Below are 23,684 nucleotides of genomic sequence, written 5' to 3'. Positions count from 1 at the left end.
GCATCCGGACGGGGCGTCCGAAGGGGGACATCCGGACAGCACGAGACCGTAGAGGCCTTGAACAGTTTGTTGATGTCCGGACTGTTGCCGATGTGTGTCCTGTCCACCTACCGGCCTCCGACTCCCCTACGGCGCCTGCGGTGCGCCCGCCGACCGTGCCGCCGCCAGCAGCGATCCCCAGTCCGCCAGCTTGACGACACCGCGGCCCAGTGAGGCCCCGAGGGCCGCCTCGGCCCGCTCGATCGCCTGCCAGCCCGGCCATTCGACCGGCTCGGCCCCCGCCGCGCGCAGCGCCGCGACCGGGTCCTGCGGCGCTCGCTCGCGTACGAGCGCGGAAGCGTCGTCCAGCAGCGACAGCACCGTCTCCTTGGCGCACGGACGGTTGGTGCCGATCACGCCCGTCGGGCCGCGCTTGATCCAGCCGGCGACGTACTCGCCCGGCGCGACGGTGCCCGCCCGCACGACGCGCCCCGCGCGATGCGGCACGGTGCCGCTCGACGCGTCGAACGGCAGCCCTTCCAGCGGCAGTCCGCGATACCCCACCGACCGCAGCACCAACTGCGCCTCCACGTCCTCGAATTGCCCGGTGCCCCGCACGCCGCCCCGCCCGTCGGGCTCCGTCCGCTCGAAGCGCACCGCGCCCACGCGCCCGCCGTCGGCGAGCAGTTCGACCGGCCGCAGGAAGAAGCGCAGCCGGATCCGGCGCGGGGCGTCCTCGGGCGGCACCTGTGCCCAGCCGCGCAGTACCTCCACGTTGCGGCGCCGGGCCGGCGGGAGCGAGGCGAGGTCGGCGCACCCGGGATCGAGCGCCAACTCCGCCGGATCCACGAGGAGTCCGGCGCCTGGGAGGCCGCCCAGTTCGCGCAGTTCCTTGGTGGTGAAGCGGGCCTGGGACGGGCCGCGCCGGCCCACCATGTGGATGTCGCCCACCCGGCTCGCGGCCAGCGCGCGAAGTGCCGCCTGCGGCATGTCGGTCGGGCTCAGCTCCGCGGGGCCCCGCGCCAGCATCCGGGTGACGTCCACGGCGACGTTCCCCACGCCGATCACCACGGCCGACCGGACGTCCTGCAGGAAACCGTCGTCGGCGGCGTCCGGATGGGCGCTGTACCAGGACACGAACTGCGTCGCCGACCAACTGCCCGGCAGATCCTCGCCGGGGATGCCGAGATGACGGTCGGTGGCGGCGCCCACGCAGTACACGACCGCGTGGTACAGCTCCCGCAGCCTCGCCGCCGGCAGCCCCCCGGGGCCCACACGCACCGCGCCGAGGAAGCGCACCCGCTCGTGCTCCAGGACCGTACGCAGGTTGTTCTGCAGCGACTTGATCTTCTCGTGGTCGGGTGCGACGCCGTAGCGCACCAGCCCGTAGGGGCAGGGCAGCCGGTCGATGACGTCGACGCGCACGTCGGAGTCGAGCTGGACGAGATTCTGCGCGGTGTAGACCCCGCTCGGCCCGGAGCCGACGACGGCGACACGCAACACGGCGGAACTCCTTACGAGAGGAGATCGCGGACGGCCCAAGCATCGCACCGCCGCTGCTCCGCTGACAGGGTGCTGGCAGGGTGTGAACGTGCGTGTCCGCTCTCGCGCCATGTGGTCGGGTGGTTACGTTCCGCGTGTGCGAGAAGCATCGTTTCTTAATCTTTCTGATCGTTGTCCGACGGATGGCACGGTGTCCGTATGGCCCGCGTGGGAAGTGCGGGAGGACGAGCGCGCCACGACGTGGTTCACCGTCCGGCTGGGCTTCGGCGACGGCGCCCGCATCGACGTGCTCGCCGTGGTGGGTGGCGGGGCCGTCTCGCTGGAGGAGGTCCGGGCGCAGCCACCACTGTCGCTGGACGACCTCGCGGAACTGGCCGACTGGATCGAGGAACCCCTCTTCCGGGCCTGCGCCCCCGAACCCGAGCCGGCCGCGGGGCACCTCGCCTCCGTGGGCTCCCGGCGGGCCCGGCCCATCTGGCCGCGCGGCATCGAGGGGCAGCGCCGTATCGCCCAGGAGTACCGCAGCGCGCAGCGACAGGGCACCGACCCCGTTCTCGCGGTGATGTGCGCGACCGGCCACAGCCGCCGCAAGACGCTCCGGCTGATCTCACAGGCGCGCGACTCGGGCTTCCTGACGCCTCGTCATGCACGCCGCAGAGCCGCCTCGTAGCGACTGATCCCTACAACTGACCCGATTGGTCGGGGGTGTTGGCCCGCTGTCCGGGGTCCGGCCGATCGTCCAGCTCCTCGCCGGTCGCGAAGAACCGTGACAGGTCCGAGTCGCCGGCCGCGGCCGCCGCCGCGCCGCTGCCCGGCGGTGTGCCCATCTCCCACTCGAGCCGGTAGCGCTTGAACAGCTCGGCCCGCAGCGTCGTGATCGACATCGGGACGTTCGGCAGCACCATCGCGTAGACGGCGCCCATCAGCAGGGACCGCATCATCGGGTAGTCCACGTCGACGTTCTGCGATCCGTGCCGGGCGACCACGTCGCGCAGCAGTTCCGCCAGGCGCTTCTGCTCCGGGCACTGCACGAAACCCTCCGCCTGCAGCAGCCCCGCCATGTGCTGGCGCATCAGTACGGGCCGGTCCCGGGCCAGACCCAGGATCGCGTCGATGGCCCGCGCCATCCGCTCCCCGCCGTCCTCGCTGCGCGGCTCCCGCTCCACCGCCTCCTCCAGCGTGCGGTGCATCAGCCGGTGCACGGCGGACTGCACCAACTGGCGCTTTCCCGGGAAGTAGTAGGAGACCAGACCGCGGGCCGAACCGGCTCTGTCGGCGATGTCGCCGAGCGTCGTCGCCTCATAGCCGTGCTCGCCGACCAACTCGACTGCCGCCTGCAGAAGCCGCTCCCGGGAACGCCGTCGCAACTCTTCATTGACCGAGGCGCTGCGCGGGGACATGCTTAACTCCTGCGTTGACTGGCTGCCAGCCAACTATACTCAGCAGCGTCCACGATCGATGCTCCGTAGGGGCTGGTCAGGGCTGCCGTCCGTCTGGGGCGACGCGGGGGATCGTCTCAGACGGGCGGTGTTTTCGCCCAGATGGTGTCCTGAGGCTACTTCCCGGATCGTACCCGGGCCTTCGCACTCCCGTCGCACAACGGCCCGCCCGTCCCTAAAGTGGGCACGAATGCCGAGCGGAGGAGGCCTGCGGAGATGGAACAGGACCAGCGGATCCTGGCCAGGATCACGGAGATGGTCGAGAACGAGCGCAAGCTCCGTACGTCCCTCTCGGACGGCGAGATCGACAGTGCGACGGAACGGCAGCGGCTCGGAGAGCTGGAGCGCGAGCTCGATCAGTGCTGGGACCTCCTGCGCCAGCGGCGCGCCAAGGCCGAGTACGGGGAGAACCCCGACGAGGCGGCGGTACGTTCGTCGTCGCAGGTGGAGGGGTATCTGGAGTGAGTGCCTGCGTGAGTGCCCGAGGGAGCGGGCCGGGGCGGTGACCGGACGGGCCTGAGCCCGTCCGGCCGGTCCCGCGCCGCTCGGTACGCCGGGTCGGGTGCCGCTCAGTCCACCAGGTCCAGCACCAGCCGCAGCGCGTCCGGGCGTTCGCTCGTGGGCAGGTGGTCCACCAGGTGCACCCGGCACCCGAGGTCCGCCGCGCCGACGTCCGCGCGCCGGTCGTCCCCCACCATCAGGACGTCCTTCGGCTCGACCTCCAGCGCCTCGCAGGCCACCGCGAACAGCCGCGGATCGGGCTTCTGGATGCCGTGCTCGTACGACAGGACGTACGTGTCCACGAACCGGTCCAGGTTGTGCTCGCGGAAGACGGGGCGCAGGTCCCAGCCGATGTTGCTGACCACGCCGATGCCGATTCCGCGCTCGCACAGCCCGTACAGCACCTCGGCGGCGTCGGGGTAGGGCGCCCATGCCGCCGGCGTCATGTGGCGGTCGTACAGTGCGTCGTGCAACGCCGGGTCGGGCAGCGGCACTTGGCGGGAGAGGCCGGTGTAGGCGGCCCGGTGCAGCTCGGCGCTCCGGTCCCGGATCTGCCACACCTCGGCGAAGCCGTCGGGCAGTTGAGCCGGAGGAGGACCGCCGGGGAGCGCCCCCGAGACATGGAGCGCCTTGGCGGCCTGGCTCAACTCGGCCTCGGGGAGCGCGATCCCGGCCTGGTCGAGCACCGCGCGCAGCCAGGAGTCGGTGGACTCGATGCGGAAGAGGGTGCCGGAGAAGTCGAACAGCACAGCCATCATCATGTGTGGATCTTACGGGTGCGTCCCCGTGCCCAGAAGATCGCGGGCCCGGGTGGGCGGGCTCGTCGGATCGGTCGCCGTCCCCTCGGCAGGCGTCGGCTCACGGCTGCCATCGCCGGTGGGCCGCCACCGCCAGCGCCACCACCATGGCGCCCAGGAGCCAGCCGCCCAGCACGTCGGACGTCCAGTGCACGCCCAGCCACACGCGCGTGAGGCCCACCCCTGCGACGGAGACGAGCGCCACCGCCGTCGCCGTACGCCACAGGGCGCGGCCGGGGCCGTGGCGGTGCAGGAGCCAGAGCAGCAGGCCGCAGACGATCGTGGCGGTCATCGCGTGGCCCGAGGGGAAGGAGGCGTAGTGGGCCGAGTCGACGGGGTCGCGCCAGACCGGGCGCGGGCGGTCGACCGCCGCCTTGAGGCCCTGTTGCAGCAGGGCGCCCAGGGCCACGGTGGCCGCCAGCCACAGCGCCGTCCACCACGCCGCGCGGCGCCACACCAGCCACACCACGGCGGCCGCGCACGCCAGGCGCATCGTCAGCGGGTCCCAGACCCAGTCCGTCAGGATGCGGAACGCGTGGGTGAGGCCGGTCTCGTCGACGGCCCAGCGGTGCGTGGTGCGGGAGATGTCGCGGTCGACCGCGATGAGCGGATGCCAGCGGATCGCGACCAGGACGAGCAGCAACACGGAGCAGACGCCGAGAACGGCCGCGGCACGGGCGGCTGTGCGAGGGGCCGGCGAGCGGGTGGGGGAGTCGACGGGCGAATGGTGCATAAGGTGATCCTCGCCGCCCGATGAGTTGTGAAACCAGAGCCTGGGCGGAGTACCCGGGGGAGGCGTGAAGCCGCCGTCCAGACGGCCCGCACCTAGTTCAGTGCCCGCACCTAGCCCAGTGCCCGCACCTAGCCCAGTGCCCGCAGCCCCGGCACGAAGGCCACCAGTACCGGGACCACGGGTACCAGTGCGGCGGTCGCCGTCAGTCCCAGACGCCGGGTCGCCGGCAGTCGGTCGGGTGCGCTGAGCAGCCGGTGCACTCGTTGCGGAACGTGCGCCTGCGGGGCCGGGGACGGGCCGAACACGCCCCGGTCCTCGTTGAGTTCGACGAGGGCGAGCGCGGTGGTGAGCCGGCCGTGGCGCCGGGAGGCCATGTCGTCGGCGGCGAGTTCGACCAGGCGGTGCATCTCCGCGCGGAACGCCGCGAACACCGGCACCTGCGGGAACCCGCCCGCCAGCGCGTCCGAGCAGTGCAGCAGCCAGTCGTGCCGGGCCTGCGCGTGCCCCTGCTCGTGGGCGAGCACGGCGTCCAGCTGCCGGCCCTTCAGCCGGCGCAGCGCGGCGGTGGTGACGACGAGCCGGGGTGCGGCACCGGGCAGCCACCAGGCGTCGGGCCGCTCGCCCTCCAGCACGACCAGCCGGCCGCTCGCGAGCTCCTCGCCGGGCAACAGCGGGGCGCGGAGCCGGAGTTCGTCCCGGCGCCGGCGGCGCCCGGCGCGCGCCCGCAGGACCTCTCTCACCAGCATGGTTCCGCTCCACAGGCCGGCGGACGCGAGCGTCACCGCGGTGGCCGCGGCCCAGGGGCCGGTGGCGCCGAGCGCGTAGGCGTCCACGACACCGTGCGGGGCCCCGGCGAACACATGGCCGCGCACCGCCTGCCAGGCGGCCGCGGCGCTGAGGGTCATCGACAGCGCACAGCACAGCAGGACGGCCGCCACCACGCACTGCCACACCCACAGCGCGACCACCGGTTCGCGGTCCTGCCAGTCGGCCCGGGCGAGCAGCCGGGGGGCCACGACGGCGGTCAGCGCGCCGAGCAGCAGCAGTGCCGCGGGGACCATCATGGCGCTCACCCTAGAAGCGGACGCGGGCCCGGCCTACGGTCTGTCGCGCAAAGTGACGCAATCAACGGTTGCTTGACCGGAATCCCCCGCTCAGAGCGTGATCAGCATCGCCACCATCGCGATGCCCATCGACAGCCGGCACGCCTTGGCCAGCTCGGGCCGGTCGCCCCACCCGACGGCTCCGCCGCCCGCCGCCACCGGTACGAGCCGCACGCCCGACAGCAGCACGTATCCCGTGAAGTAGAGAAGGAGGGCGCCGGTGAGCAGGGGCACCCCGGACGTCGTCCCGTGCCCGGCGTGGTGACCGGGGGACGCGGCCATCACGACCGCCATGTAGACCATGGCCGAGGCGCCCACCAGATGGTGCAGATGGTGCGCGCTCGACCGCGCCGACCACAGGGCGCGCAGCGCGGCGGCGCCGAAGACGGCCGCGTACAGGGGCCAGGTCCAGGCCGGCGGGCTGAACACCGCCGCCGGCACGGCCATCGCGGCCATACCGAAGCCCATCAGCGCCTCGCCGCCCGCGGACCTGCGCTGCTCCTCGACCGTGCTGCGCATCCGCACGAGGCAGTAGGCCCCGGTCGCCGCACACAGCGCGACCAGCAGCCAGCCGGGCGAAGCCGGTCCGTGCACGCGCACCTCCCCGCTCGACGATGTTCGACAGTCAGTCGCTTCCCACGCCATGCGGCGCGCACGCGAGCGCAAGGGTGTACACGGGGAGCATTCGAGGGAGCACGCCAGGTGAGCGGCGGGCCATGATCTGGTCCGAGATTTCTTTTACGAGTAAAACACCTGCTAAGGTTATGTCACATGACCCCAGCGACCTCCACCCCCGCCCCGCGCACCCGCCGCCTGCCCCTCGCCGGCGTCCTGCGCCTCGGCCGGCCCGCGGACATCTGGTTCAAGCCCGCGCTGAGCGTGGTCGCCTCGGTCGCCCCGCCCAACCTCCTCCTGCTGGCCCTCGGCCGCCTCGACCTGGCGATGTACACCATGGCCGGGTCGCTGTGCGCGCTGTACGCCCACAACCGCCCCTACGCCGCCCGGGCCCGCGTCCTGGCCTGGGTGGTGCTCGGGATGGTCGGCGGCCTCGCCGTCTCGCTGGTCGCCGCCTCGCTGACGTCCAGTGCCCTCGTGCTCGTCACGGTCGGCGCCCTGCTGGCAGCCGTGCAGAAGATGCTGTGCGACGCGACCCGCGTCGGCCCGCCCGGCAACGTGGTGCTCACCTTCATCACCTCCGCCTCCCTCTTCGCACCGCAGACGCTCGGCCAGGTCCCCGGCCATCTCGCGCTGGCCTGCGCGGCGGGCGCGTGGTCCTGGCTCGTCGGCATGGCCCCCGGGCTGCTGCGCCCGCACGGCCCCGAGCGCCGGGCCACCGCGGGCGCCCTGAAGGCGGCGGCCGGGTACGCCGCCACCCGCGGCACCGCAGACGGCCACGCCCGCGCCCGGGCCGCGGCGGCCGCCGCCGTACAGGCCGCCTGGCAGTCGCTCCTGGCCGCCCGGGACACCCGCAGCCGGCGCGGCCTCGAACGCCTCGTCGTCCGCGCCGAGGTCGCCCTCGCCGCCCCCGCCGACACCGATCCGGAGCAACTGCGCACCTGGGCGGGCGAGTTGACGGGCGCCGGCCCCGTACCCGAGGTCCACGACCCGGCGGCCGGCGGTGAACTCCTCGGTGTGGAGGCCGAACTCGCCGCCCCGGCCCGCCCGTTGTGGACGCGCCTCGGCCCGCTCGCCCCGATCGCCGTCCGCACCGCGCTGGGCTGCGCCCTCGCCGGGTACGCCTCCCTGGCCCTCGGCGTCGGCCGTCCCTACTGGGCGCTGGTCACCGCGGCCTCCCTCTACCAGGCCAACCTCGCCCTCACCTGGACCCGCGGTGTGCAGCGCGTCGTCGGCAACCTCCTCGGCGTGCTCCTCTTCGCCGCCGTCGTCCCGCTCGCCCACCTCGGCCCGGCGGCGCTCGTCCTGTGCTGCCTCGCCTTCAACTTCGGCGCCGAGGCCCTGATCGGCCGCAACTACTGGCTCGGCTCCGTGTGCGTGACCCCGATGGCACTGCTCATCACCGAGTTCACCGGTTTCCAGGAGCCCGGGCCGCTGATCACCGAGCGGGTCGTGGACACCGTCGTCGGCGCCCTGGTCGGCTTCCTCGCCGCCGTCGCCGTCACCAACCGCCGCTCCGGCGACCGCGTCGAACACGCGCTGACCGCCGCCGAACGCGCCCGCGAGCACACCGCCCGCCTGCTGGCCGAGCCCGCCCCCGCGCCCGCCGCCGTGGAGTCCGCCCGACGCGCGCTGGCCGCCGCCCTGGCCGAGCTGCGCGCCACCGCCGACGCCGCGTCCGGCGAGTGGTGGCAGCGCGCCCTGCCCCAGGAGCGGGTCGTGCGCGCCGAGCAGGCCGGACACCGTACGCTCGCGGCTACGGTGCGCCACCAGGGGCTGCACCCGAGCGGCAGAGCGGAGGGCGTACGGCCATGACGGCACCGAACGGACGGCAGGCGGGGGCGGGCAGAGGTGGCGACACCGTCTCCGCGGTCGTGCGGCAGTGGCAGGCCGTCCACCCAGACCTCGACACCGGCCCCATGGAGATCATCGGCCGCATCAACCGCTGTGCGGCGCTGCTCCAGCAGGCCGAGGACGCGCCGCTGCGCCGGGCGGGGCTCAGCCGTCCCGAGTTCGACCTGCTGGGGGCGCTGCGCCGCACCGGCCACGAGCTGACCCCCGGCGAGCTGGCCCGCGAGACCTTCTCCTCGGGCGCCGCCGTCACCAAGCGCCTCAAGCAGCTGACCGAGCGCGGCCTGGTCGAGCGCCGCGGCGACGCGCGAGACCGCCGCGTGGCTCATGTCCGCCTCACGGACGCCGGCCGCGACCTCGTCGACGGCATCCTGCCCGAGCAGCTGTCCTACGAGACCGCCGTACTGGCCGTGCTCGACCCGCAGGGCCAGGGCGAACTGGCCGGACTGCTCGGCGAGTTGCTGGGCCGCCTGGAGGGCCACCTCGGCGCGCTCCGGGCCTGACCGGCTACCACCCGAGCGTCTTCCGCGGGCGGCGTACCCGTTGACGTGGTCGACGTCCACTCCCTACGTTCGATCGGACCGGTTCGGATCTCCGACTGGTGTACGACATGTCGAACGTGAAGGGGATGCCGTGACACCTCGGACGCTGACGGTCGACCTGGGCGTGGAGACGGGCCCCTTCCACGGCGGCGCGAGCGGCACGCTCTACGGCCTGTACGGCGACGGCGTGCCGAGCCGCACCCTCGTCGAGGGCATGCACGTCCGCACGGTCAGCACCAAGGCCCAGGACGGCGTCCAGCACCCCGGCGCCGACGCCCTGGAGATCCTGCCGTCCTTCGTCGCGGCGGGCGGCAAGGACGTCTACGTCTACCTCAGCGACATCCACCGCGGCTTCCCCTACGAGTGGCCGGGCGCGACCGGCGAGGAGCGCCTCGGCGTCCACTTGGCGGCCGTCCGGCGCCACGTCGCCCAGGTGCAGACGCTGGGGGCGCTCAAGTCCCATGTCGTGTATGTGCCGTTCAACGAGCCCGAGGGCAACATGTTCGGCGACGGGGAGTGGAGCTACGACGGCGTCTGCTGGCGCACCGACCCGCGCCGCTACTTCGCGGCCTGGCAGGAGACGTACCGCCTCATCAAGGGCCTCGACCCCGCGGCGCGCGTCGCCGGCCCCAACACCTGCGTCCTGTACCCCGAGGTGCGCGGTTTCCTGGAGTTCGCGCGGGACCACGGCGTGCTCCCCGACGTGATCACCTGGCACGAACTGTCCTCACCCGACGAGGTCCGCACGAACGTCGCCAGGTACCGGGCGCTGGAGCGGGAGTTGGGCATCGGCCCGCTGCCCGTCAACCTCAACGAGTACGCGCACAACTACCACCTGTCCGTACCCGGGCAGATGATCCAGTGGATCGCCGCCGTCGAGGAGTCCAAGGTCGACGCCGACATGGCGTACTGGAACATCGCCGGAAACCTCAACGACTCGGCGGTGGAGGCCAACAAGGGCAACGGCCAGTGGTGGCTGTTCAACGCCTACGGCCGGATGAGCGGCCACACGGTCCGCGTCACCCCGCCCCATCCCAACGTGCAGTACACGCTCCAGGGCGTCGCCACGCTCGACCGGCCCAAGCGGCAGGCCCGGCTGCTGTTCGGCGGCGCGGGGGGCGCCGTGGACCTCGCCTTCACAGGGGTCGACGCGGACGTCTTCGGCGGCGTCGTCCACGTGCGGCTCGAGGAGATCCGCTGGAGCGGCCAAGTCGGCGCGTGCGAGCAGCCGTTGCGACTCCTCGACCGCGAACTGCCGGTCACCGGGGGCCGGGTGGTGCTGCCGGTGACCGGACTCGACGAGATGTCCGCCTACCAGCTGACCATCGCGCCCGGCGGCAACGGCGCCACGCTCGGGCCGCCCCCGGCCGCCCGGCGGCGTACGTACCTGGCCGAGGACGCGACCTGCACCGGCGGCTGCACGAGGAACGGCCCCGAGGGATCCCCGTCCGCCGTCGACAAGTTCGCGACCTCCGGCACCCATCACGTCGGGGGTCTGCGCACCGGCTCCGACGTCGTGCTCGCCTTCGACGTCGAGGCCCCGCACGACGGGACGTACGACATCCGGGTGTTCGCCAACTCCCACAACCTGGCCGAGCCCGTGCGCGAGCACGGTCCCACCAACGTCTTCCTGCGCATCGACGGCGACGACCCTCGCGAGCTGCGGCTGCCGCTCGGCCACCAGTGGGCGGTGTGGGGCCACACCGACACCGAGGCCCGGCTGACCGCGGGCCCGCACCGCATCACCCTCGCCGCACAGGACCCCGACCTCGGCACGACCAGGGGAGACGCGGTCGTCGACAAGCTGGACCTGGTCCCGCGCGCGCAGCGGGAGGAGCGCGAGGACGTGTACGAGGCCGAGTACGCGGAGCTCGGTGGGGGCGCGCGGGCCACGTACGCCCAGCCAGGAGCCTCCGGCCCCGGTGCGGTCGTCGCCCCGCGCGGCGGCACCGTCACCTTCTGGGTGCACGCCGCGGACGACGGCGAGGCCACGGTCACCGTGGCCCTGCTCGGCGCCGGCGAGGGCCTGCTCACGGTCAACGGCGAGGAACTCGGGCGCGTGCCACGGGGGGCCGTCCCCCTGTTCCTGGCCGGGGGCGTCAACAAGGTGACGGTGACCGGGACTTCGGAGAGCCTGGTCGTGGACCGGCTGCGCGTCGGCCCGTCCCGCGGGCTGCTGCCCACGTCCGTCGCCGCCGCCGAGGAAGGCGTCCTGACCGGCACCGCACGCGTGACGGGCCGCTCCAACGCCACCGGAGGCAAGGCGGTCGACGGCATCGGCGCGGGCCCCGGCAACGCGCTCACCCTGACCGTGACCGCCCGGCACGCCGGACGCCACGCCCTCACGATCCGCTACTCCAACGGCGAGCAGGCGCCCGCGACCCACTACAACCCCGACCCGGTCTGCCGCCACGCGGACATCACCGTCGCCGGAGGCGCCCCGCATCGCGTCCTGTTCCCCGCCACCCTGCACTTCAACAACTTCTGGAACCTGTCGGTGCCGGTCACTCTGGAGGAGGGCGCCAACACGATGACCTTCACCGCCGACGAACTCCCCGGCTTCGACGGCAGGAGCCGTAACGCGTACGGGCAGCGCTCGGCGTACGCCCCGGTCGTCGACCAGGTCACGGTGACACCACTCGCCCCAGGGGGCCTATCGTGACGGGGACAGACGTGCCGAACAGGGGGAGGGGACCGTGCAGTTCACGTTCGCCGGCCGGGTGATCGAGTGGCGCGGCCCGGCACCCTACTACTACCTGCCCGTGTCCGACGAGGAGTCGGCTGACATCCGCGAGGTCGCCTCGACGGCCACCTACGGCTGGGGCGTGATCCCGGTCGCCGCGCGGATCGGCGACGTCGACTTCGAGACCTCGCTCTTCCCCAAGGACGGCGGCTACCTGCTGCCGCTGAAGGCCGCTGTCCGCCGCCCGCGGCAGATCACGGCCGGGGACGAGGTCACGGTCCAGATGACCGTCCGGCTGCACCGCTGACGGCGATACCCGCTCGCGCACTCGGGGGCGGCCGCCGTACGCTCGCCCCGTACCGCACCGCATGGCGGCCTCCAGCCCACCCCCTTGCCCCGGAGGTTCCCGCATGCCCGCGTTCACGGTGCGCCCCTTCCGCCGCGACGACCGCGACCAGCTCACCGACCTGATCAACGCGCACGTCGCCGCCGTCGTGCCCGGCGTCTCCGTCTCGGTCAACACCGTCCTCAGCGAACTGGAGCGGCGGCCCGGCGAAGCCATCACCGACCCCTGGGTCGGCGAGCGCGTGACGCTCGTCGCCGAGCAGCGCCGAGCCGTCGTGGCCGCCGCCCACCTGCTGCGCTACCGCGCGGGCGAGGAGGTCGGCGCGACCTACCGGGACACCGCGGAGATCGACTGGTTCGTGCACTGGCCGCCCGCGTCCTTCAGGCCGGACTCCGAGGCAGCTGCCGAGGGGCTGATGGCCGCCTGCCTGGCGCAGTTCGCCCGCTGGGACGTCGGGGGCGGGTACGCGGACGGCGCCCTCCCGGCCCCGGGCGTCTACGGCCTGCCGCGCAACTGGCCCCACGTACGCGGCCTCTACGAGCGTTCCGGCTTCCGGCACATCGGCGACACCGAGGTCGTCCTGATCGCGCGCGTCGCGGACCTGCCGGCGCCCGAACCCCTCACGGGCGTGAGCCGCACGCGCACGGTGGGGGAGTGCGGCACCCGCTTCACGGCGTACGACGACACCGGCGCCGCCCTCGGCTTCATCGAGGTCGACACGGCGCTGGGCCGGCCCGAGAGGCACGTCCGCGCGACCGGCCTCGCCGACATCGGCAACCTGCACGTCGACCCCGCCTCACCGGCGGCGGGCCTGGAACGGCACCTTCTCGCCCAGGCGGCCGACTGGCTCCGCCTGTGCGGCGTCGACCGTCTCCTCGCCTACGCGTCGGCCGGCGATACGGCAGAGGTCGACCGGCTGATCGACGCCGGATTCCGGGAGCTGACCCGTACCGACCGCCGGTGGCGGCATCAGATGCCGGGCCGGTAGCGGATCGGGTGGTCCTCCGGCACCTCGACGAGCACGATCCGCGTCCCGTCCGGATCCTCGATCCACATCTCCACCAGCCCCCAGGGCTCCTTCACCGGCGGCCGCACGATCTCGACCCCCTTGGCCAGCAGCTCCTCGTGCGCGGCTGCCGCGTCCGCGACCTGCAGCCACAGCCGCACGGCCGGGGAGGATCCCGCCTGCGACCGTCCGGAGACCTCCAGGAAGCCCCCGCCCAGGAAGTACACGGTGCCGCGCTCGGGTCCCGTGCCGAACTCGCGGTAGACGGCCAGCCCCAGCTGCTCGCCGTAGAACCGCCGCGAGCGCTCGGGGTCGCGGGGCTGGAGGAGGGTCCTGCTGCTCAGCACATGCACCATGCATCCGGAGCCTACTGTCGGCGTTAGGCTCTTCGGTGCCCGCGCCGCGCCAGAGATCGGAGAGCCGCACCATGGACACCGCCGCCACCGGACTGACGTTCCGTGACGCCGTCGACGCCGACGTGGACGCCCTGGTCGCGCTGATCGAGTCGGCCTACCGCGGGGACTCGAGCCGGACCGGCTGGACCACCGAGGCGGACATCCTGGAGGGGCAGCGCACCGACGCGGAGGGCGTCCTCGCCGTCATCAAGTCGCCCGACAGCCGGTTGCTGACGGTCGAGCGGGACGGCACCGTGATCGCCTGCTGCCAGCTCGAACACCGGGGCGCCTACGCCTACTTCGGGATGTTCGCCGTCAGCCCGCGGCTGCAGGGCGCCGGTCTCGGCAAGGTGATCATCGCGGAGGCGGAGCGGGCGGCGCGCGAGACGTGGGGTGTGCGCGAGATGCACATGACCGTGATCTCCGTGCGCGAGGACCTCATCGCCTGGTACGAGCGGCGCGGCTACCGCCGTACGGGAAGGATGACGCCGTTCCCGTACGGCGACGAGCGCTTCGGCATCCCGCAGCGCGCCGACCTGCAGTTCGAGCTGCTGGTCAAGGAGCTGGCGTGAGCCTCGGGCGGCGCCTCACGCGGTGAAGCGGCCGGTGCGTTTGATCTCCGGGTAATCGGTGGTCGCGCCGTCCAGCTGCAGGGCCCGTACCAGACGGAGGTGGTCCTGCGTGTTCACCACCCAGCCGATGATCTTGAGGTCGGCCTTGCGGGCCATCTCGACGATCTCCAGCGTCAGCCGGCGGATGTTGAGGCAGACGGTCGAGGCGCCGGACTCGACGGCGCGCTCCACGATGTCGGTGCCGTAGCGGCTGCCGATCAGCGCGGTCCGCACGCCGGGCACCAGCCGGGCGATCTCGGTGATCGCCTCGTCGTGGAAGGAGGACACCTCCACCCTGGAGACCAGGTCCCGCCGGAGCATGACCTCGGAGAGCGCCCGGGCCGCCTGCACGTCCTTGATCTCGGCCTGGAGCGGCGACCTGACCGCCTCCAGGACCTCCTCGAAGACCGGCACGTGCTCCCCGCGGCCCGCGTCCAGGGCGCGCAGCTCGGCGAGGGTCTTCTCGGCGATCGGGCCGGTGCCGTCGGTCGTACGGTCCACGTCGGTGTCGTGCATGACGACGAGGGCGCCGTCCTTGCTCAGATGCAGATCGAGTTCGATCACGTCGAGCCCGGCGTGCTGGGCGGCGACGAAGGAACGGAGGGTGTTCTCGGGTTCGACACCCATGACTCCGCGGTGACCGATGGTAAGGAAGTTCAAGGTTCAACTCGCTTCCGTCGACGGCGGCTCGGCATGCGCGCGGACCGGAGCGGACGGCCACACGGGCAGAGCCGCAGCCTAACGGCCCCGTCTCGCGATGAACCCGCTCGTACACAGGGGATTGGCGTGGCGTACGGGGCGAATCCGGCCCGTGCCGGCGCACGCCGTCACCCTGGGGTGGGCGAGTCCTCGTGACATTGACCTCAGGCTCTTACCCGCGGGGCGGGCACGTATACCCGGAACGGTGGCCTTCACCGCGTCAGACAGAAAAAACTTCGGTGACCATGCGGTTGCACAGGATAATCTCCCGAGGCTCCTCTTGCTGGAAGGAAGCTCGTATGTATACGGTCTCGATACGCGAGCTTCTCCCGTGGAGGATGGGACATGACGGAAATTCTTGTGCAGGCGGCTATGGGGGAGCAGGTTTCTCCCGCGACCAGGGTGGTCGAGCACCCGGCGTGGCCGGTGCTCAAGGATGCCGTGGAGCTGATCCGGCCATGGCAGTCCAAGGACGGGTCGATCGACTTCGAGGCCAAGGGCGCCCCCGGGCGCGCGGAGGCCGAGGACGCCGTACGGCGTGTCGTCGAGGCCGTGCGTGAGCTCTCCCCGCTGCTCCCGCACGACAGCGACTACCACGAGGCCCTGGCCAAGGACCTGGACCGGTGGGCCGAGGGCGGCTTCGAGATACCCGACTTCCTCGACTCCCTGCTGGCCTTCCAGCCCGCCGCGCACCGCGCGGACGGCCTGCAGCACCTGGTCGTCTTCCCGATGTACACGCAGAACGGCAACCCCGACCGCAACCTCGAGGCGGTCGTGCTGCGCATGGTGTGGCCCGAGTGGCTGGCCGAGCTGGAGCGCACCCGCTACGACAACCCGCTGTTCTGCGGGATCACCTTCGAGGACTTCACGGCCGGCTACGACACGAACTCGGCCGTCCTCTTCCCCGAGACCATCGCCGTGCGCGAGGCGCCGGAACGATTCTCCTGGGGTGGCATCTTCTGCGACCGCGAGGCCGCCCGCTTCCGCCGGGTCACCGACGCCGCCGTCGACATCCTGGGCATCGAGCTGCCCGAGGACGTCGCCGCGATGGTCCACGACCAGAAGCGCTGCGAGGAGGCCTTCGTGCTGTGGGACATGGTCCACGACCGCACCCACAGCCACGGCGACCTGCCCTTCGACCCGTTCATGATCAAGCAGCGGCAGCCGTTCTGGATGTACGGCCTGGAGGAGCTGCGCTGCGACCTCACCGCCTTCAAGGAGGCCGTGAAACTGGAGGCCGACGGCGTCCCGCAGGCCCGTGACGTGCAGTACGCGGTGCTCTTCGACCGCATGTTCCGCTTCCCGGTCACCGGCGAGCGCGTGCGCAACTACGACGGCCTGGGCGGCCAGCTGCTCTTCGCCTACCTGCACAAGCACGACGTCGTCCGCTGGACCGACAACAAGCTGTTCATCGACTGGCAGCGCGCCCCGCAGGTCACCAACCAGCTGTGCGCCGACATCGAGAAGCTCTACCGCGACGGCATCGACCGCCCGAAGCTCGTGCACTGGTTCGCCGGATACGAGCTGGTCTCCACCTACCTGGCCCCGCACCCCGGATCGCGCTGGGCCAAGGGTCCCGACGCCCTGGATCTGACGCTGCCGCCGCGAAAGCTCGTCGATGACGTGCTTCCTGACGAGTTTCCGCTGAGCATGTTCTATGAAGCCCTCTCCAAGAAGCTGAAGAACGTGATTGCCTCCACGAAGGGCATCACCGCGGAGAGCGCGGGGCAGGTCGCCGCGTGAGCGACCGCACCACCGAGAACGTGGCTCAGGAGGCGAAGACCATGGCGGGGAACGGAGCTCTCAGCGGTGCGGTGATCGCGGTCGCGGGCGGAGGCGGGCCCGCCGGGCGCGCGGCACTGCTCCGCCTGGCCGAGTCGGGGGCGACCGTGGTCGCGGCCGACAACGATCCCGTACGGCTCGCGGAGGCCGTGGACGCGGCCCGGTACGCCTCCGGCGGCGCGACCGTCACCGGCGAGCCCGTGGACCTGCTGGACCTGGAGGCCACCAAGGAGTGGGCCCAGCACATCGAGAAGGAGTTCGGCCGTATCGACGGCCTGGTCCACCTCGTCGGCGGCTGGCGCGGCAGCGAGACCTTCATCAAGACCAGCCTCGACGACTGGGACTTCCTGGAGCTGCTGCTCATCCGCACGGTGCAGCACACCTCCCTGGCCTTCTCCGAGGCGCTCCAGCGCAGCGATCGCGGACGCTACGTCCTGATCAGCGCCGCCGGCGCCACCAGGCCGACCGCCGGGAACGCCGCGTACGCCGCCGCCAAGGCCGCCGCCGAGGCGTGGACGCTCGCCCTGGCCGACTTCTTCCGCAAGGCGGGAGGCGCCGACGGACCGACGTCGGCGGCTGCGATCCTGGTGGTGAAGGCGTTGGTGCACGAGGCCATGCGCGCCGAGCGCCCCAACGCGAAGTTCGCGGGCTTCACGGACGTCGACGACCTGGCCGAGGCCATCGTCGAGGTCTGGAGCAAGTCCGCCGCCGATGTGAACGGAAAGCGTCTGTGGCTGACCGAGAAGCCGTGAACCCCCCGAAGACCGACGCACGTCGCCATCACGACCCGCAGGTCCGCGGTTTCGCCAGTGACAACTACGCCGGGGCCCACCCGGAGGTGCTCGCCGCGCTGGCCCTGGCCAACGGCGGGCACCAGGTCGCGTACGGCGAGGACGACTACACCGGGAACCTCCAGAACCTGGTCCGCAGCCACTTCGGCCCCACGGCTGAGGCGTTCCCGGTCTTCAACGGCACCGGCGCGAACGTCGTCGCGCTCCAGGCGGTCACCGACCGCTGGGGCGCGGTGATCTGCGCCGAGAGCGCGCACATCAACGTCGACGAGGGCGGCGCGCCGGAGCGCATGGGCGGCCTGAAGCTGCTCACCGTGCCCACCCCCGACGGCAAGCTCACCCCGGAACTGATCGACCGGCAGGCGTACGGCTGGGACGACGAGCACCGTGCCATGCCCCAGGCCGTCTCGATCACCCAGAGCACGGAGCTCGGCACGCTCTACACCCCGGACGAGATCCGGGCGATCTGCGACCACGCCCACGCGCGTGGCATGAAGGTGCACCTGGACGGCTCCCGGATAGCCAACGCGGCCGCGTCGCTCGACGTCCCGATGCGGACGTTCACCAACGCGGTCGGCGTCGACATCCTCTCCCTGGGCGGGACGAAGAACGGCGCGATCTTCGGCGAGGCGGTCGTCGTCATCAACCAGGACGCCGTCAGCCACATGAAGCACCTGCGCAAGCTGTCGATGCAGCTCGCCTCCAAGATGCGCTTCGTGTCGGTGCAGCTGGAGGCGCTGCTGGCCAAGGACCTCTGGCTGCGCAACGCCCGCCACTCCAACGAGATGGCCCAGCGGCTGGCCGAGGGCGTGCGGGCCGTGCACGGGGTCGAGATCCTCTACCCGGTGCAGGCCAACGGCGTCTTCGCCAAGCTCCCGCACGAGGTCGGCGAGCGGCTGCAGAAGCGGTTCCGGTTCTACTTCTGGGACGAGGCGGCCGGCGTCGTGCGCTGGATGTGCGCCTTCGACACGACCGAGGACGACGTGGACGCGTTCGTCGCCGCGCTCAAGGAGGAGATGGCGCGGCACTAGATCCGCAGTATGCATAAGTATGCGATCGCTCGAAAAGTCATTGACTGCCGAGTGATCGCATTCTTATGCTCTGCGGGCATGGAGCTGATCCAGCACAACCCCGACCTGTCCGCCTATCTGGCCGCCGACGAGGTCATCGACCACGACCACCCGCTGGTACGCAAGACGGCCGCAGAGCTGGCCAAGGACGCGGCGGACTCGTATGCCTATGCACGTCTGGCGTTCGAGTTCGTACGCGACACCATCCCGCACTCGCAGGACTCCGGTGATCCGCGGGTCACCTGGCGCGCCTCCGACGTTCTGGAGCAGCGCACCGGCATCTGCTACGCCAAGGCGCACGCGCTCGCGGCCCTGCTGCGCGCCGAGGACATTCCTACGGCCCTGTGCTACCAGAAGTTCGACGTGCTGCACGGCCTGGTCGCCGTGCGCTTCAACGGCGCCTGGCACCGCCAGGACCCGCGCGGCAACAAACCGGGCGTGGACGCCCGGTTCTCCCTGGACGGCGAGCGCCTGGCCTTCACCCCGGACGCGGATTCCGGCGAGCTGGACCACCCGCTCCTGTACGCAGCACCCCACCCGGCGGTACTGAACGCTCTGCGGGCGGCCGACGACCGCGAGCACCTGTGGCGCTCGCTCCCCACCGCGCTGTGAGGCGGTGGGGCGCGACGATTCAGCCGGCCTCCGCCGCCTTCACCTGTTCCGGGGTCGGGGCCGTGCCGCCGAGGTGGGCCGGCATCCACCAGGTGTCGTCCGGGCCCTTGGGGCGGACGGGGTAGGCGCGCTGTGCGGCCTCCAGGAGCTCCTGGACGCGCTCGCGCAGGCGGCGGGTGATGGCGCCGGCGTACTGGTCCTGCGGCGCCTCCACCGGCTCACCGACCCGGATGGTGATCGGGGTGTGGCTGCGCTTGAAGTTGCGCGGGTGGCCCTTGGTCCACAGCCGCTGCGTGCCCCACAGCGCCATCGGGATGAGCGGGACGCCGGCCTCCTGGGCCATGCGCGCGGCACCCGACTTGAAGCTCTTCAGGGTGAAGGACTGGGAGATCGTGGCCTCGGGGAAGACGCCCACGATCTCGCCGGAGCGCAGCGACTGCAGCGCGTGGGCGTACGCCGTCTCGCCCTGCTTGCGGTCGACCGGGATGTGCTTCATGCCGCGCATCAGCGGGCCCGAGATCTTGTGGCGGAAGACGGACTCCTTGGCCATGAAGCGGACCAGGCGCTTCTGCGGCAGGGCCGCGAGCCCGTCGAAGATGAAGTCCAGGTAGCTGATGTGGTTGCTCACCAGTACGGCGCCACCCGAGCGCGGGATGTTCTCCGACCCCTTGCAGTCGATCTTGAGGTCCCAGGCCTTGAACATCGTTTTGGCAAGGCCGATGACGGGACGGTAGACAAGCTCAGCCATGGATGGGTCGGGCCCCTTCTCTCTGCCTGGGAAGGGTTCTCCCGGCGCGGAAGTTACGCAGCCGTAGGTTTACGGCATTGCGCAGATCGTGCCCCAACTAACGAGTGGGTGGCCAGTCCTGGTGCCGGAGAGTGGCGAGATACTCATCACGTAGTGAGCCGCCGTACCACCAGGTACATCTCGCACCCCAGGCAGTACCCGAACACCGCGTTGAGGAAAGCCGCCGCCAGCGCCGCCGCGGTCGCCGCGAGCCCCAGCCAGGTCACTCCCAGCGCGAAGCCGGCCAGCCCCACGCCCGCGAAGACCAGTCCCACCGCCTGGGCGAAGCGCGGCGGCTCCGGCGGCTCGAACTCGCTCGGCGGCCCGATCCGCGGCCGTACGGCCTTGCGGAACAGCCAGCCGTACGGCGATTTCCCGACCCCGCCCGCCGCGCCCAGCGCGAAGGCCAGCGTCTGCCAGGCCAGCAGCCAGGCACTCCCGGTGATCAGCACGACCGCGAGAACGACGGTCGTCACGGCGGCCCCGAACCGGGGGCCCCTCACATCGATGTCCATGAATCAAGCATTCCGCAACGGAAATGCTGTGGGGAGGCGGGAATCTTTGCAGTCTCATGAATGCTTGTGCAGGTGATGACCGGACTTGTGGTGTGTGCGGTGGTGCTCGTGGTGGCGAGCGCCTACGGAGTGCTCCATCGGCGGCGAAGCGGGAGGGTACGCGTGCGTGGGCGCGACGACGGGAAGCGGCTCGGCGCGGCCGAGCTGGGCGGCGAGCTCGGTGAGCGGGCCACGCTGGTGCAGTTCTCCAGCGCGTTCTGCGCCCCCTGCCGGGCCACGCGGCGCGTGCTCGGCGAGGTGGCCGGCCTGGTCCAGGGCGTGACCCACGTCGAGATCGACGCGGAGGACCACCTGGACCTCGTACGCGAACTCGACATCCTCAAGACGCCGACCGTGCTGGTCCTCGACGCCGAGGGCCGGGTCGTCCGGCGGGCCACCGGCCAGCCGCGCAAGGCCGACGTCATCGCCGCACTGGGGGAGGCGGTCTGACGGTCCGTGGCCGCGGGGTGAGGCATCTCCCAGATGCCGGAACGTACTTGACTGTGCGCACCACGTATCGTCAGCCTGACCGTATGCCTTCGGAACTCCTTCTCTACGGGCGGGCCCACGTCGATCTGGCGCGTACCGCGAGCGCGTGCTGTCCGGGCTGTTGAGCAGCCACGGACCGGTTCGCCCCTCTCCCCAGAAGGACAACTCCATGACGGCAACGCCCGATCTCGGCACCCGAACCCCTCAGCTCGCCTCGCCCGACCTGCTGCGCTCCGTCTTCCGGCGGCACGCCGCGGGCGTCGCCGTGATCACCGCGCGCGGGAACGCCGGGCCGGTCGGCTTCACCGCCACGTCCCTCACCTCCGTCTCCGCCGAGCCCCCGCTGATCTCCTTCGGCATCAGCACCGGCGCCTCCAGCTGGCCGGCGATCTCCGCGGCCGGGCACATAGGCGTCCACATACTCGGCGAGCACCAGAGGGAGCTGGCCACCACCTTCGCCCGCAGCGGCGCCGACCGCTTCGGGGCGCCCACCAACTGGCGCGAGGGCCCCGAGGGCGTGCCCGTCCTGGACGACGTCCCGGCCTGGCTGGTGTGCCGGGTCGTCGGCCGGGTGCCCGCGGCGGACCAGCGCATCGTGCTGGCCGAGGTCGTCCTCGGTGACCCGACCGGTCCCGGCCGCCCGCTCCTCTACCACCAAGGCAGCTTCAACGCTCTGCGGGACTGATCACGCCCCGGCTCCGCTGCGAAGTGGTCGAATCCCGATTACGCTGCGTTGCAAAGGTCACAGTTCAAAGCGCTTGCTTAGCGGGAACGTTCTGGGTGTACTGACGAGTAATATTTCGCTCGGAGCGCGGGCCGCCCCGATCGGGATCGGCCGCTTGAGGCGCCTATGCTGCCTGAAACTGGACAGCACCGAAATGACGATTGCAGTAGGAGAGCCGGCGTGAGCTTGAGGATCGTTGTCACTGTTAAGTACGTGCCCGACGCCACTGGCGACCGGCACTTCGCCGATGACCTGACCGTCGACCGGGACGACGTGGACGGTCTGCTCTCCGAGCTCGACGAGTACGCGGTCGAGCAGGCGCTGCAGATCTCCGAGAACTCGGACGACGACGTGGAGATCACCGTCCTGACCATCGGCCCCGAGGACGCCAAGGACGCGCTGCGCAAGGCGCTGTCGATGGGTGCGGACAAGGCCATCCACGTCGAGGACGACGACCTGCACGGCACCGACGCGATCGGTACCTCGCTGGTGCTGGCCAAGGCGATCGAGAAGGCGGGCTACGACCTGGTCGTCTCCGGCATGGCCTCCACCGACGGCACCATGGGTGTCGTGCCGGCGCTGGTCGCCGAGCGTCTGGGCGTGCCGCAGGTGACGCTGCTGTCCGAGGTCAGCGTCGAGGACGGCACCGTCAAGGGCCGCCGCGACGGCGACACCGCCACCGAGCAGCTGGAGGCCTCGCTGCCGGCCGTCGTGTCCGTCACCGACCAGTCGGGCGAGGCGCGTTACCCGTCCTTCAAGGGCATCATGGCGGCGAAGAAGAAGCCGGTGGAGTCCTGGGACCTGTCCGACCTGGAGATCGAGGCCGAGGAGATCGGTCTCGAGGGTGCCTGGACCAAGGTCGAGGCCGCGAACCAGCGTCCGGCCCGGACCGCGGGCACGATCGTCAAGGACGAGGGCGAGGGCGGCAAGCAGCTCGCTGAGTTCCTCGCGAGCCAGAAGTTCATCTGAGCCGCGCGGCTCAACTCGCTCACCGCCCCTCAGACTTCGCACATCCGCAAGGAGTTTTCTTCCCATGGCTGAAGTTCTCGTCTACGTCGACCACGTGGACGGTGCCGTCCGCAAGCCCACCCTGGAGCTGCTGACGCTCGCCCGCCGCATCGGCGAGCCGGTCGCCGTCGCGCTGGGAGGCGGCGCCGGTGACACCGCCGCCGCCCTGGCCGAGCACGGCGCCGCCAAGGTCCTCACCCACGAGGCGTCCGAGTACGCCGACTACCTGGTCGTGCCGAAGGTCGACGCCCTGCAGGCCGCCGTCGAGGCCGTCTCCCCGGCCGCCGTGCTGATCCCGTCCTCCGCGGAGGGCAAGGAGATCGCCTCCCGCCTGGCGCTGCGCATCGGCTCCGGCATCATCACCGACGCCGTCGACCTGGAGGCCGGCGACGAGGGCCCGGTGGCCACCCAGTCGGTGTTCGCCGCCTCCTTCACCACCAAGTCCCGTGTCTCCAAGGGCACCCCGGTCATCACGGTCAAGCCCAACAGCGCGGCCGTAGAGGCCGCCCCGGCCGCCGGTGAGGTCGAGGCCCTGAACGTGTCCTTCTCCGACAAGGCGACCGGCACCAAGGTCACCAGCCGCACCCCGCGTGAGTCGACCGGGCGTCCGGAGCTGACCGAGGCCGCGATCGTGGTCTCCGGTGGCCGCGGCGTCAACGGCGCGGAGAACTTCGCGATCATCGAGGCGCTCGCCGACTCCCTCGGCGCGGCGGTCGGCGCCTCGCGTGCCGCGGTGGACGCCGGCTGGTACCCGCACACCAACCAGGTCGGCCAGACCGGCAAGTCGGTCTCCCCGCAGCTGTACATCGCCTCCGGCATCTCCGGCGCGATCCAGCACCGGGCCGGCATGCAGACCTCGAAGACCATCGTGGCCATCAACAAGGACGCCGAGGCCCCGATCTTCGAGCTGGTCGACTACGGCGTCGTCGGCGACCTCTTCGACGTCGTCCCCGCCCTGACCGAGGAGGTCAAGACCCGCAAGGGCTGACCGCCTCACGGCTCGGCGAGGCCCCCGCGGACAAAAGAAAGGAGGAGGGGGGAGCCACGGGGTATGGGGCGATGCA

At 71.7% G+C, this 23,684-nt stretch carries 26 protein-coding genes; 16 read left to right on the top strand and 10 right to left on the bottom strand.

The window, feature by feature from the left end:
- Positions 1-126 precede the first annotated feature (126 nt).
- On the bottom strand, positions 127-1,482 hold the full coding sequence (locus tag ACFU97_RS40795) for an FAD-dependent oxidoreductase (protein WP_384266899.1): 1,356 nt from the start codon (positions 1,480-1,482) through the stop codon (positions 127-129).
- Between the two features lie 190 nt (positions 1,483-1,672).
- Between ACFU97_RS40795 and ACFU97_RS40790 the strand changes: the two genes are divergently transcribed.
- Positions 1,673-2,152, top strand: a complete 480-nt coding sequence (locus ACFU97_RS40790) for a DUF6214 family protein (protein ID WP_384266896.1) — start codon at positions 1,673-1,675, stop codon at positions 2,150-2,152.
- A 10-nt stretch (positions 2,153-2,162) separates the two neighbouring features.
- On the opposite strand, the gene ACFU97_RS40785 is transcribed toward ACFU97_RS40790, so the two are convergent.
- Positions 2,163-2,882 (bottom strand): TetR/AcrR family transcriptional regulator, encoded by a 720-nt coding sequence (locus ACFU97_RS40785; protein WP_384266894.1) that lies wholly within the window; start codon positions 2,880-2,882, stop codon positions 2,163-2,165.
- Between the two features lie 255 nt (positions 2,883-3,137).
- Between ACFU97_RS40785 and ACFU97_RS40780 the strand changes: the two genes are divergently transcribed.
- Positions 3,138-3,386, top strand: a complete 249-nt coding sequence (locus ACFU97_RS40780; RefSeq protein ID WP_384266892.1) for a DUF2630 family protein — start codon at positions 3,138-3,140, stop codon at positions 3,384-3,386.
- A 104-nt stretch (positions 3,387-3,490) separates the two neighbouring features.
- On the opposite strand, the gene ACFU97_RS40775 is transcribed toward ACFU97_RS40780, so the two are convergent.
- The 4 genes from ACFU97_RS40775 to ACFU97_RS40760 all read right to left on the bottom strand — a co-directional run bounded on the left by ACFU97_RS40775 (position 3,491) and on the right by ACFU97_RS40760 (position 6,649).
- A complete protein-coding gene (locus ACFU97_RS40775; protein ID WP_384266967.1) occupies positions 3,491-4,180 on the bottom strand; it encodes an HAD family hydrolase in 690 nt (229 codons plus the stop codon).
- A gap of 100 nt (positions 4,181-4,280) precedes the next feature.
- A complete protein-coding gene (locus ACFU97_RS40770) occupies positions 4,281-4,952 on the bottom strand; it encodes a phosphatase PAP2 family protein (RefSeq protein ID WP_384266889.1) in 672 nt (223 codons plus the stop codon).
- Positions 4,953-5,080: 128 nt separating this feature from the next.
- Entirely contained in the window at positions 5,081-6,016 is a 936-nt protein-coding gene (locus ACFU97_RS40765) for a M56 family metallopeptidase (RefSeq protein WP_384266887.1), read from the bottom strand.
- A gap of 90 nt (positions 6,017-6,106) precedes the next feature.
- Entirely contained in the window at positions 6,107-6,649 is a 543-nt protein-coding gene (locus tag ACFU97_RS40760; RefSeq protein WP_384266886.1) for a DUF5134 domain-containing protein, read from the bottom strand.
- Between the two features lie 177 nt (positions 6,650-6,826).
- Here ACFU97_RS40760 and ACFU97_RS40755 point away from each other — a divergent pair, with 177 nt between their 5' ends.
- The 5 genes from ACFU97_RS40755 (at position 6,827) to ACFU97_RS40735 (ending at position 13,080) form a co-directional block, all read left to right on the top strand.
- A complete protein-coding gene (locus ACFU97_RS40755; protein WP_384266883.1) occupies positions 6,827-8,485 on the top strand; it encodes an FUSC family protein in 1,659 nt (552 codons plus the stop codon).
- On the top strand, positions 8,482-9,024 hold the full coding sequence (locus ACFU97_RS40750; RefSeq protein ID WP_384266881.1) for a MarR family winged helix-turn-helix transcriptional regulator: 543 nt from the start codon (positions 8,482-8,484) through the stop codon (positions 9,022-9,024). Before ACFU97_RS40755 ends, ACFU97_RS40750 begins: the two co-directional genes overlap by 4 nt.
- A 130-nt stretch (positions 9,025-9,154) precedes the next feature.
- Complete coding sequence (locus ACFU97_RS40745; RefSeq protein ID WP_384266878.1) at positions 9,155-11,725, top strand: cellulosome protein; 2,571 nt, start codon at positions 9,155-9,157, stop codon at positions 11,723-11,725.
- Between the two features lie 34 nt (positions 11,726-11,759).
- Positions 11,760-12,053, top strand: coding sequence for a DUF1905 domain-containing protein (locus ACFU97_RS40740; protein ID WP_384266876.1), 294 nt, complete (start codon positions 11,760-11,762; stop codon positions 12,051-12,053).
- A 103-nt stretch (positions 12,054-12,156) separates the two neighbouring features.
- Positions 12,157-13,080, top strand: coding sequence for a GNAT family N-acetyltransferase (locus ACFU97_RS40735; RefSeq protein ID WP_384266874.1), 924 nt, complete (start codon positions 12,157-12,159; stop codon positions 13,078-13,080).
- Here the strand turns inward: ACFU97_RS40735 and ACFU97_RS40730 are convergent.
- Complete coding sequence (locus ACFU97_RS40730) at positions 13,062-13,454, bottom strand: VOC family protein (protein ID WP_384266872.1); 393 nt, start codon at positions 13,452-13,454, stop codon at positions 13,062-13,064. The genes ACFU97_RS40735 and ACFU97_RS40730 overlap by 19 nt on opposite strands.
- Positions 13,455-13,525: 71 nt before the next feature.
- Here ACFU97_RS40730 and ACFU97_RS40725 point away from each other — a divergent pair, with 71 nt between their 5' ends.
- Positions 13,526-14,065 carry a GNAT family N-acetyltransferase gene (locus ACFU97_RS40725; protein WP_384266869.1) on the top strand — a complete coding sequence of 180 codons (540 nt, stop codon included), beginning with the start codon at positions 13,526-13,528 and terminating at the stop codon, positions 14,063-14,065.
- A 15-nt stretch (positions 14,066-14,080) separates the two neighbouring features.
- Here the strand turns inward: ACFU97_RS40725 and ACFU97_RS40720 are convergent, their stop codons facing one another.
- On the bottom strand, positions 14,081-14,764 hold the full coding sequence (locus tag ACFU97_RS40720; protein WP_384266867.1) for a glycerophosphodiester phosphodiesterase: 684 nt from the start codon (positions 14,762-14,764) through the stop codon (positions 14,081-14,083).
- Between the two features lie 384 nt (positions 14,765-15,148).
- Between ACFU97_RS40720 and ACFU97_RS40715 the strand changes: the two genes are divergently transcribed.
- The 4 genes from ACFU97_RS40715 to ACFU97_RS40700 all read left to right on the top strand — a co-directional run bounded on the left by ACFU97_RS40715 (position 15,149) and on the right by ACFU97_RS40700 (position 19,058).
- Positions 15,149-16,546 (top strand): DUF6421 family protein, encoded by a 1,398-nt coding sequence (locus ACFU97_RS40715; RefSeq protein ID WP_384266865.1) that lies wholly within the window; start codon positions 15,149-15,151, stop codon positions 16,544-16,546.
- Positions 16,547-16,587: 41 nt separating this feature from the next.
- Positions 16,588-17,337: an SDR family NAD(P)-dependent oxidoreductase gene (locus ACFU97_RS40710; protein ID WP_384266965.1), complete on the top strand. Its 750-nt coding sequence runs from the start codon at positions 16,588-16,590 to the stop codon at positions 17,335-17,337.
- Positions 17,334-18,407 (top strand): threonine aldolase family protein, encoded by a 1,074-nt coding sequence (locus ACFU97_RS40705; RefSeq protein WP_384266862.1) that lies wholly within the window; start codon positions 17,334-17,336, stop codon positions 18,405-18,407. The genes ACFU97_RS40710 and ACFU97_RS40705 overlap by 4 nt, the downstream gene beginning before the upstream one ends.
- 78 nt (positions 18,408-18,485) lie before the next feature.
- Complete coding sequence (locus ACFU97_RS40700) at positions 18,486-19,058, top strand: transglutaminase domain-containing protein (protein WP_384266860.1); 573 nt, start codon at positions 18,486-18,488, stop codon at positions 19,056-19,058.
- Positions 19,059-19,077: 19 nt separating this feature from the next.
- On the opposite strand, the gene ACFU97_RS40695 is transcribed toward ACFU97_RS40700, so the two are convergent.
- Positions 19,078-19,806: a lysophospholipid acyltransferase family protein gene (locus ACFU97_RS40695; RefSeq protein WP_384266857.1), complete on the bottom strand. Its 729-nt coding sequence runs from the start codon at positions 19,804-19,806 to the stop codon at positions 19,078-19,080.
- A gap of 146 nt (positions 19,807-19,952) precedes the next feature.
- Entirely contained in the window at positions 19,953-20,360 is a 408-nt protein-coding gene (locus tag ACFU97_RS40690) for a DUF4395 domain-containing protein (protein ID WP_384266855.1), read from the bottom strand.
- Between the two features lie 75 nt (positions 20,361-20,435).
- Between ACFU97_RS40690 and ACFU97_RS40685 the strand changes: the two genes are divergently transcribed.
- From ACFU97_RS40685 to ACFU97_RS40670, 4 genes are all read left to right on the top strand, one after another.
- Complete coding sequence (locus tag ACFU97_RS40685; protein ID WP_384266963.1) at positions 20,436-20,849, top strand: TlpA family protein disulfide reductase; 414 nt, start codon at positions 20,436-20,438, stop codon at positions 20,847-20,849.
- 208 nt (positions 20,850-21,057) lie between these two features.
- Positions 21,058-21,573, top strand: a complete 516-nt coding sequence (locus ACFU97_RS40680; protein WP_384266852.1) for a flavin reductase family protein — start codon at positions 21,058-21,060, stop codon at positions 21,571-21,573.
- A gap of 219 nt (positions 21,574-21,792) precedes the next feature.
- Entirely contained in the window at positions 21,793-22,581 is a 789-nt protein-coding gene (locus tag ACFU97_RS40675; RefSeq protein ID WP_384266850.1) for an electron transfer flavoprotein subunit beta/FixA family protein, read from the top strand.
- Between the two features lie 64 nt (positions 22,582-22,645).
- Positions 22,646-23,608, top strand: a complete 963-nt coding sequence (locus tag ACFU97_RS40670) for an electron transfer flavoprotein subunit alpha/FixB family protein (RefSeq protein WP_384266847.1) — start codon at positions 22,646-22,648, stop codon at positions 23,606-23,608.
- Positions 23,609-23,684 lie beyond the last annotated feature (76 nt).

The sequence above is a fragment of the Streptomyces sp. NPDC057616 genome, assembly GCF_042800575.1.
Classification (GTDB): Bacteria; Actinomycetota; Actinomycetes; order Streptomycetales; family Streptomycetaceae; genus Streptomyces.
The sequence above is the reverse complement of the archived record's forward strand: the minus strand, read 5'-3'. Positions and strand labels throughout refer to the sequence as shown.

Coding starts and splice junctions, on each gene's coding strand:
- ACFU97_RS40785 (WP_384266894.1), bottom strand. CDS start 2,882: ATGTCCCCGCGCAGCGCCTCGGTCAATGAAGAGTTGCGACGGCGTTCC.
- ACFU97_RS40780 (WP_384266892.1), top strand. CDS start 3,138: ATGGAACAGGACCAGCGGATCCTGGCCAGGATCACGGAGATGGTCGAG.
- ACFU97_RS40775 (WP_384266967.1), bottom strand. CDS start 4,180: ATGATGGCTGTGCTGTTCGACTTCTCCGGCACCCTCTTCCGCATCGAG.
- ACFU97_RS40770 (WP_384266889.1), bottom strand. CDS start 4,952: ATGCACCATTCGCCCGTCGACTCCCCCACCCGCTCGCCGGCCCCTCGC.
- ACFU97_RS40765 (WP_384266887.1), bottom strand. CDS start 6,016: ATGATGGTCCCCGCGGCACTGCTGCTGCTCGGCGCGCTGACCGCCGTC.
- ACFU97_RS40755 (WP_384266883.1), top strand. CDS start 6,827: ATGACCCCAGCGACCTCCACCCCCGCCCCGCGCACCCGCCGCCTGCCC.
- ACFU97_RS40750 (WP_384266881.1), top strand. CDS start 8,482: ATGACGGCACCGAACGGACGGCAGGCGGGGGCGGGCAGAGGTGGCGAC.
- ACFU97_RS40735 (WP_384266874.1), top strand. CDS start 12,157: ATGCCCGCGTTCACGGTGCGCCCCTTCCGCCGCGACGACCGCGACCAG.
- ACFU97_RS40730 (WP_384266872.1), bottom strand. CDS start 13,454: ATGGTGCATGTGCTGAGCAGCAGGACCCTCCTCCAGCCCCGCGACCCC.
- ACFU97_RS40725 (WP_384266869.1), top strand. CDS start 13,526: ATGGACACCGCCGCCACCGGACTGACGTTCCGTGACGCCGTCGACGCC.
- ACFU97_RS40715 (WP_384266865.1), top strand. CDS start 15,149: ATGACGGAAATTCTTGTGCAGGCGGCTATGGGGGAGCAGGTTTCTCCC.
- ACFU97_RS40710 (WP_384266965.1), top strand. CDS start 16,588: ATGGCGGGGAACGGAGCTCTCAGCGGTGCGGTGATCGCGGTCGCGGGC.
- ACFU97_RS40700 (WP_384266860.1), top strand. CDS start 18,486: ATGGAGCTGATCCAGCACAACCCCGACCTGTCCGCCTATCTGGCCGCC.
- ACFU97_RS40695 (WP_384266857.1), bottom strand. CDS start 19,806: ATGGCTGAGCTTGTCTACCGTCCCGTCATCGGCCTTGCCAAAACGATG.
- ACFU97_RS40690 (WP_384266855.1), bottom strand. CDS start 20,360: ATGGACATCGATGTGAGGGGCCCCCGGTTCGGGGCCGCCGTGACGACC.
- ACFU97_RS40685 (WP_384266963.1), top strand. CDS start 20,436: ATGACCGGACTTGTGGTGTGTGCGGTGGTGCTCGTGGTGGCGAGCGCC.
- ACFU97_RS40680 (WP_384266852.1), top strand. CDS start 21,058: ATGACGGCAACGCCCGATCTCGGCACCCGAACCCCTCAGCTCGCCTCG.
- ACFU97_RS40670 (WP_384266847.1), top strand. CDS start 22,646: ATGGCTGAAGTTCTCGTCTACGTCGACCACGTGGACGGTGCCGTCCGC.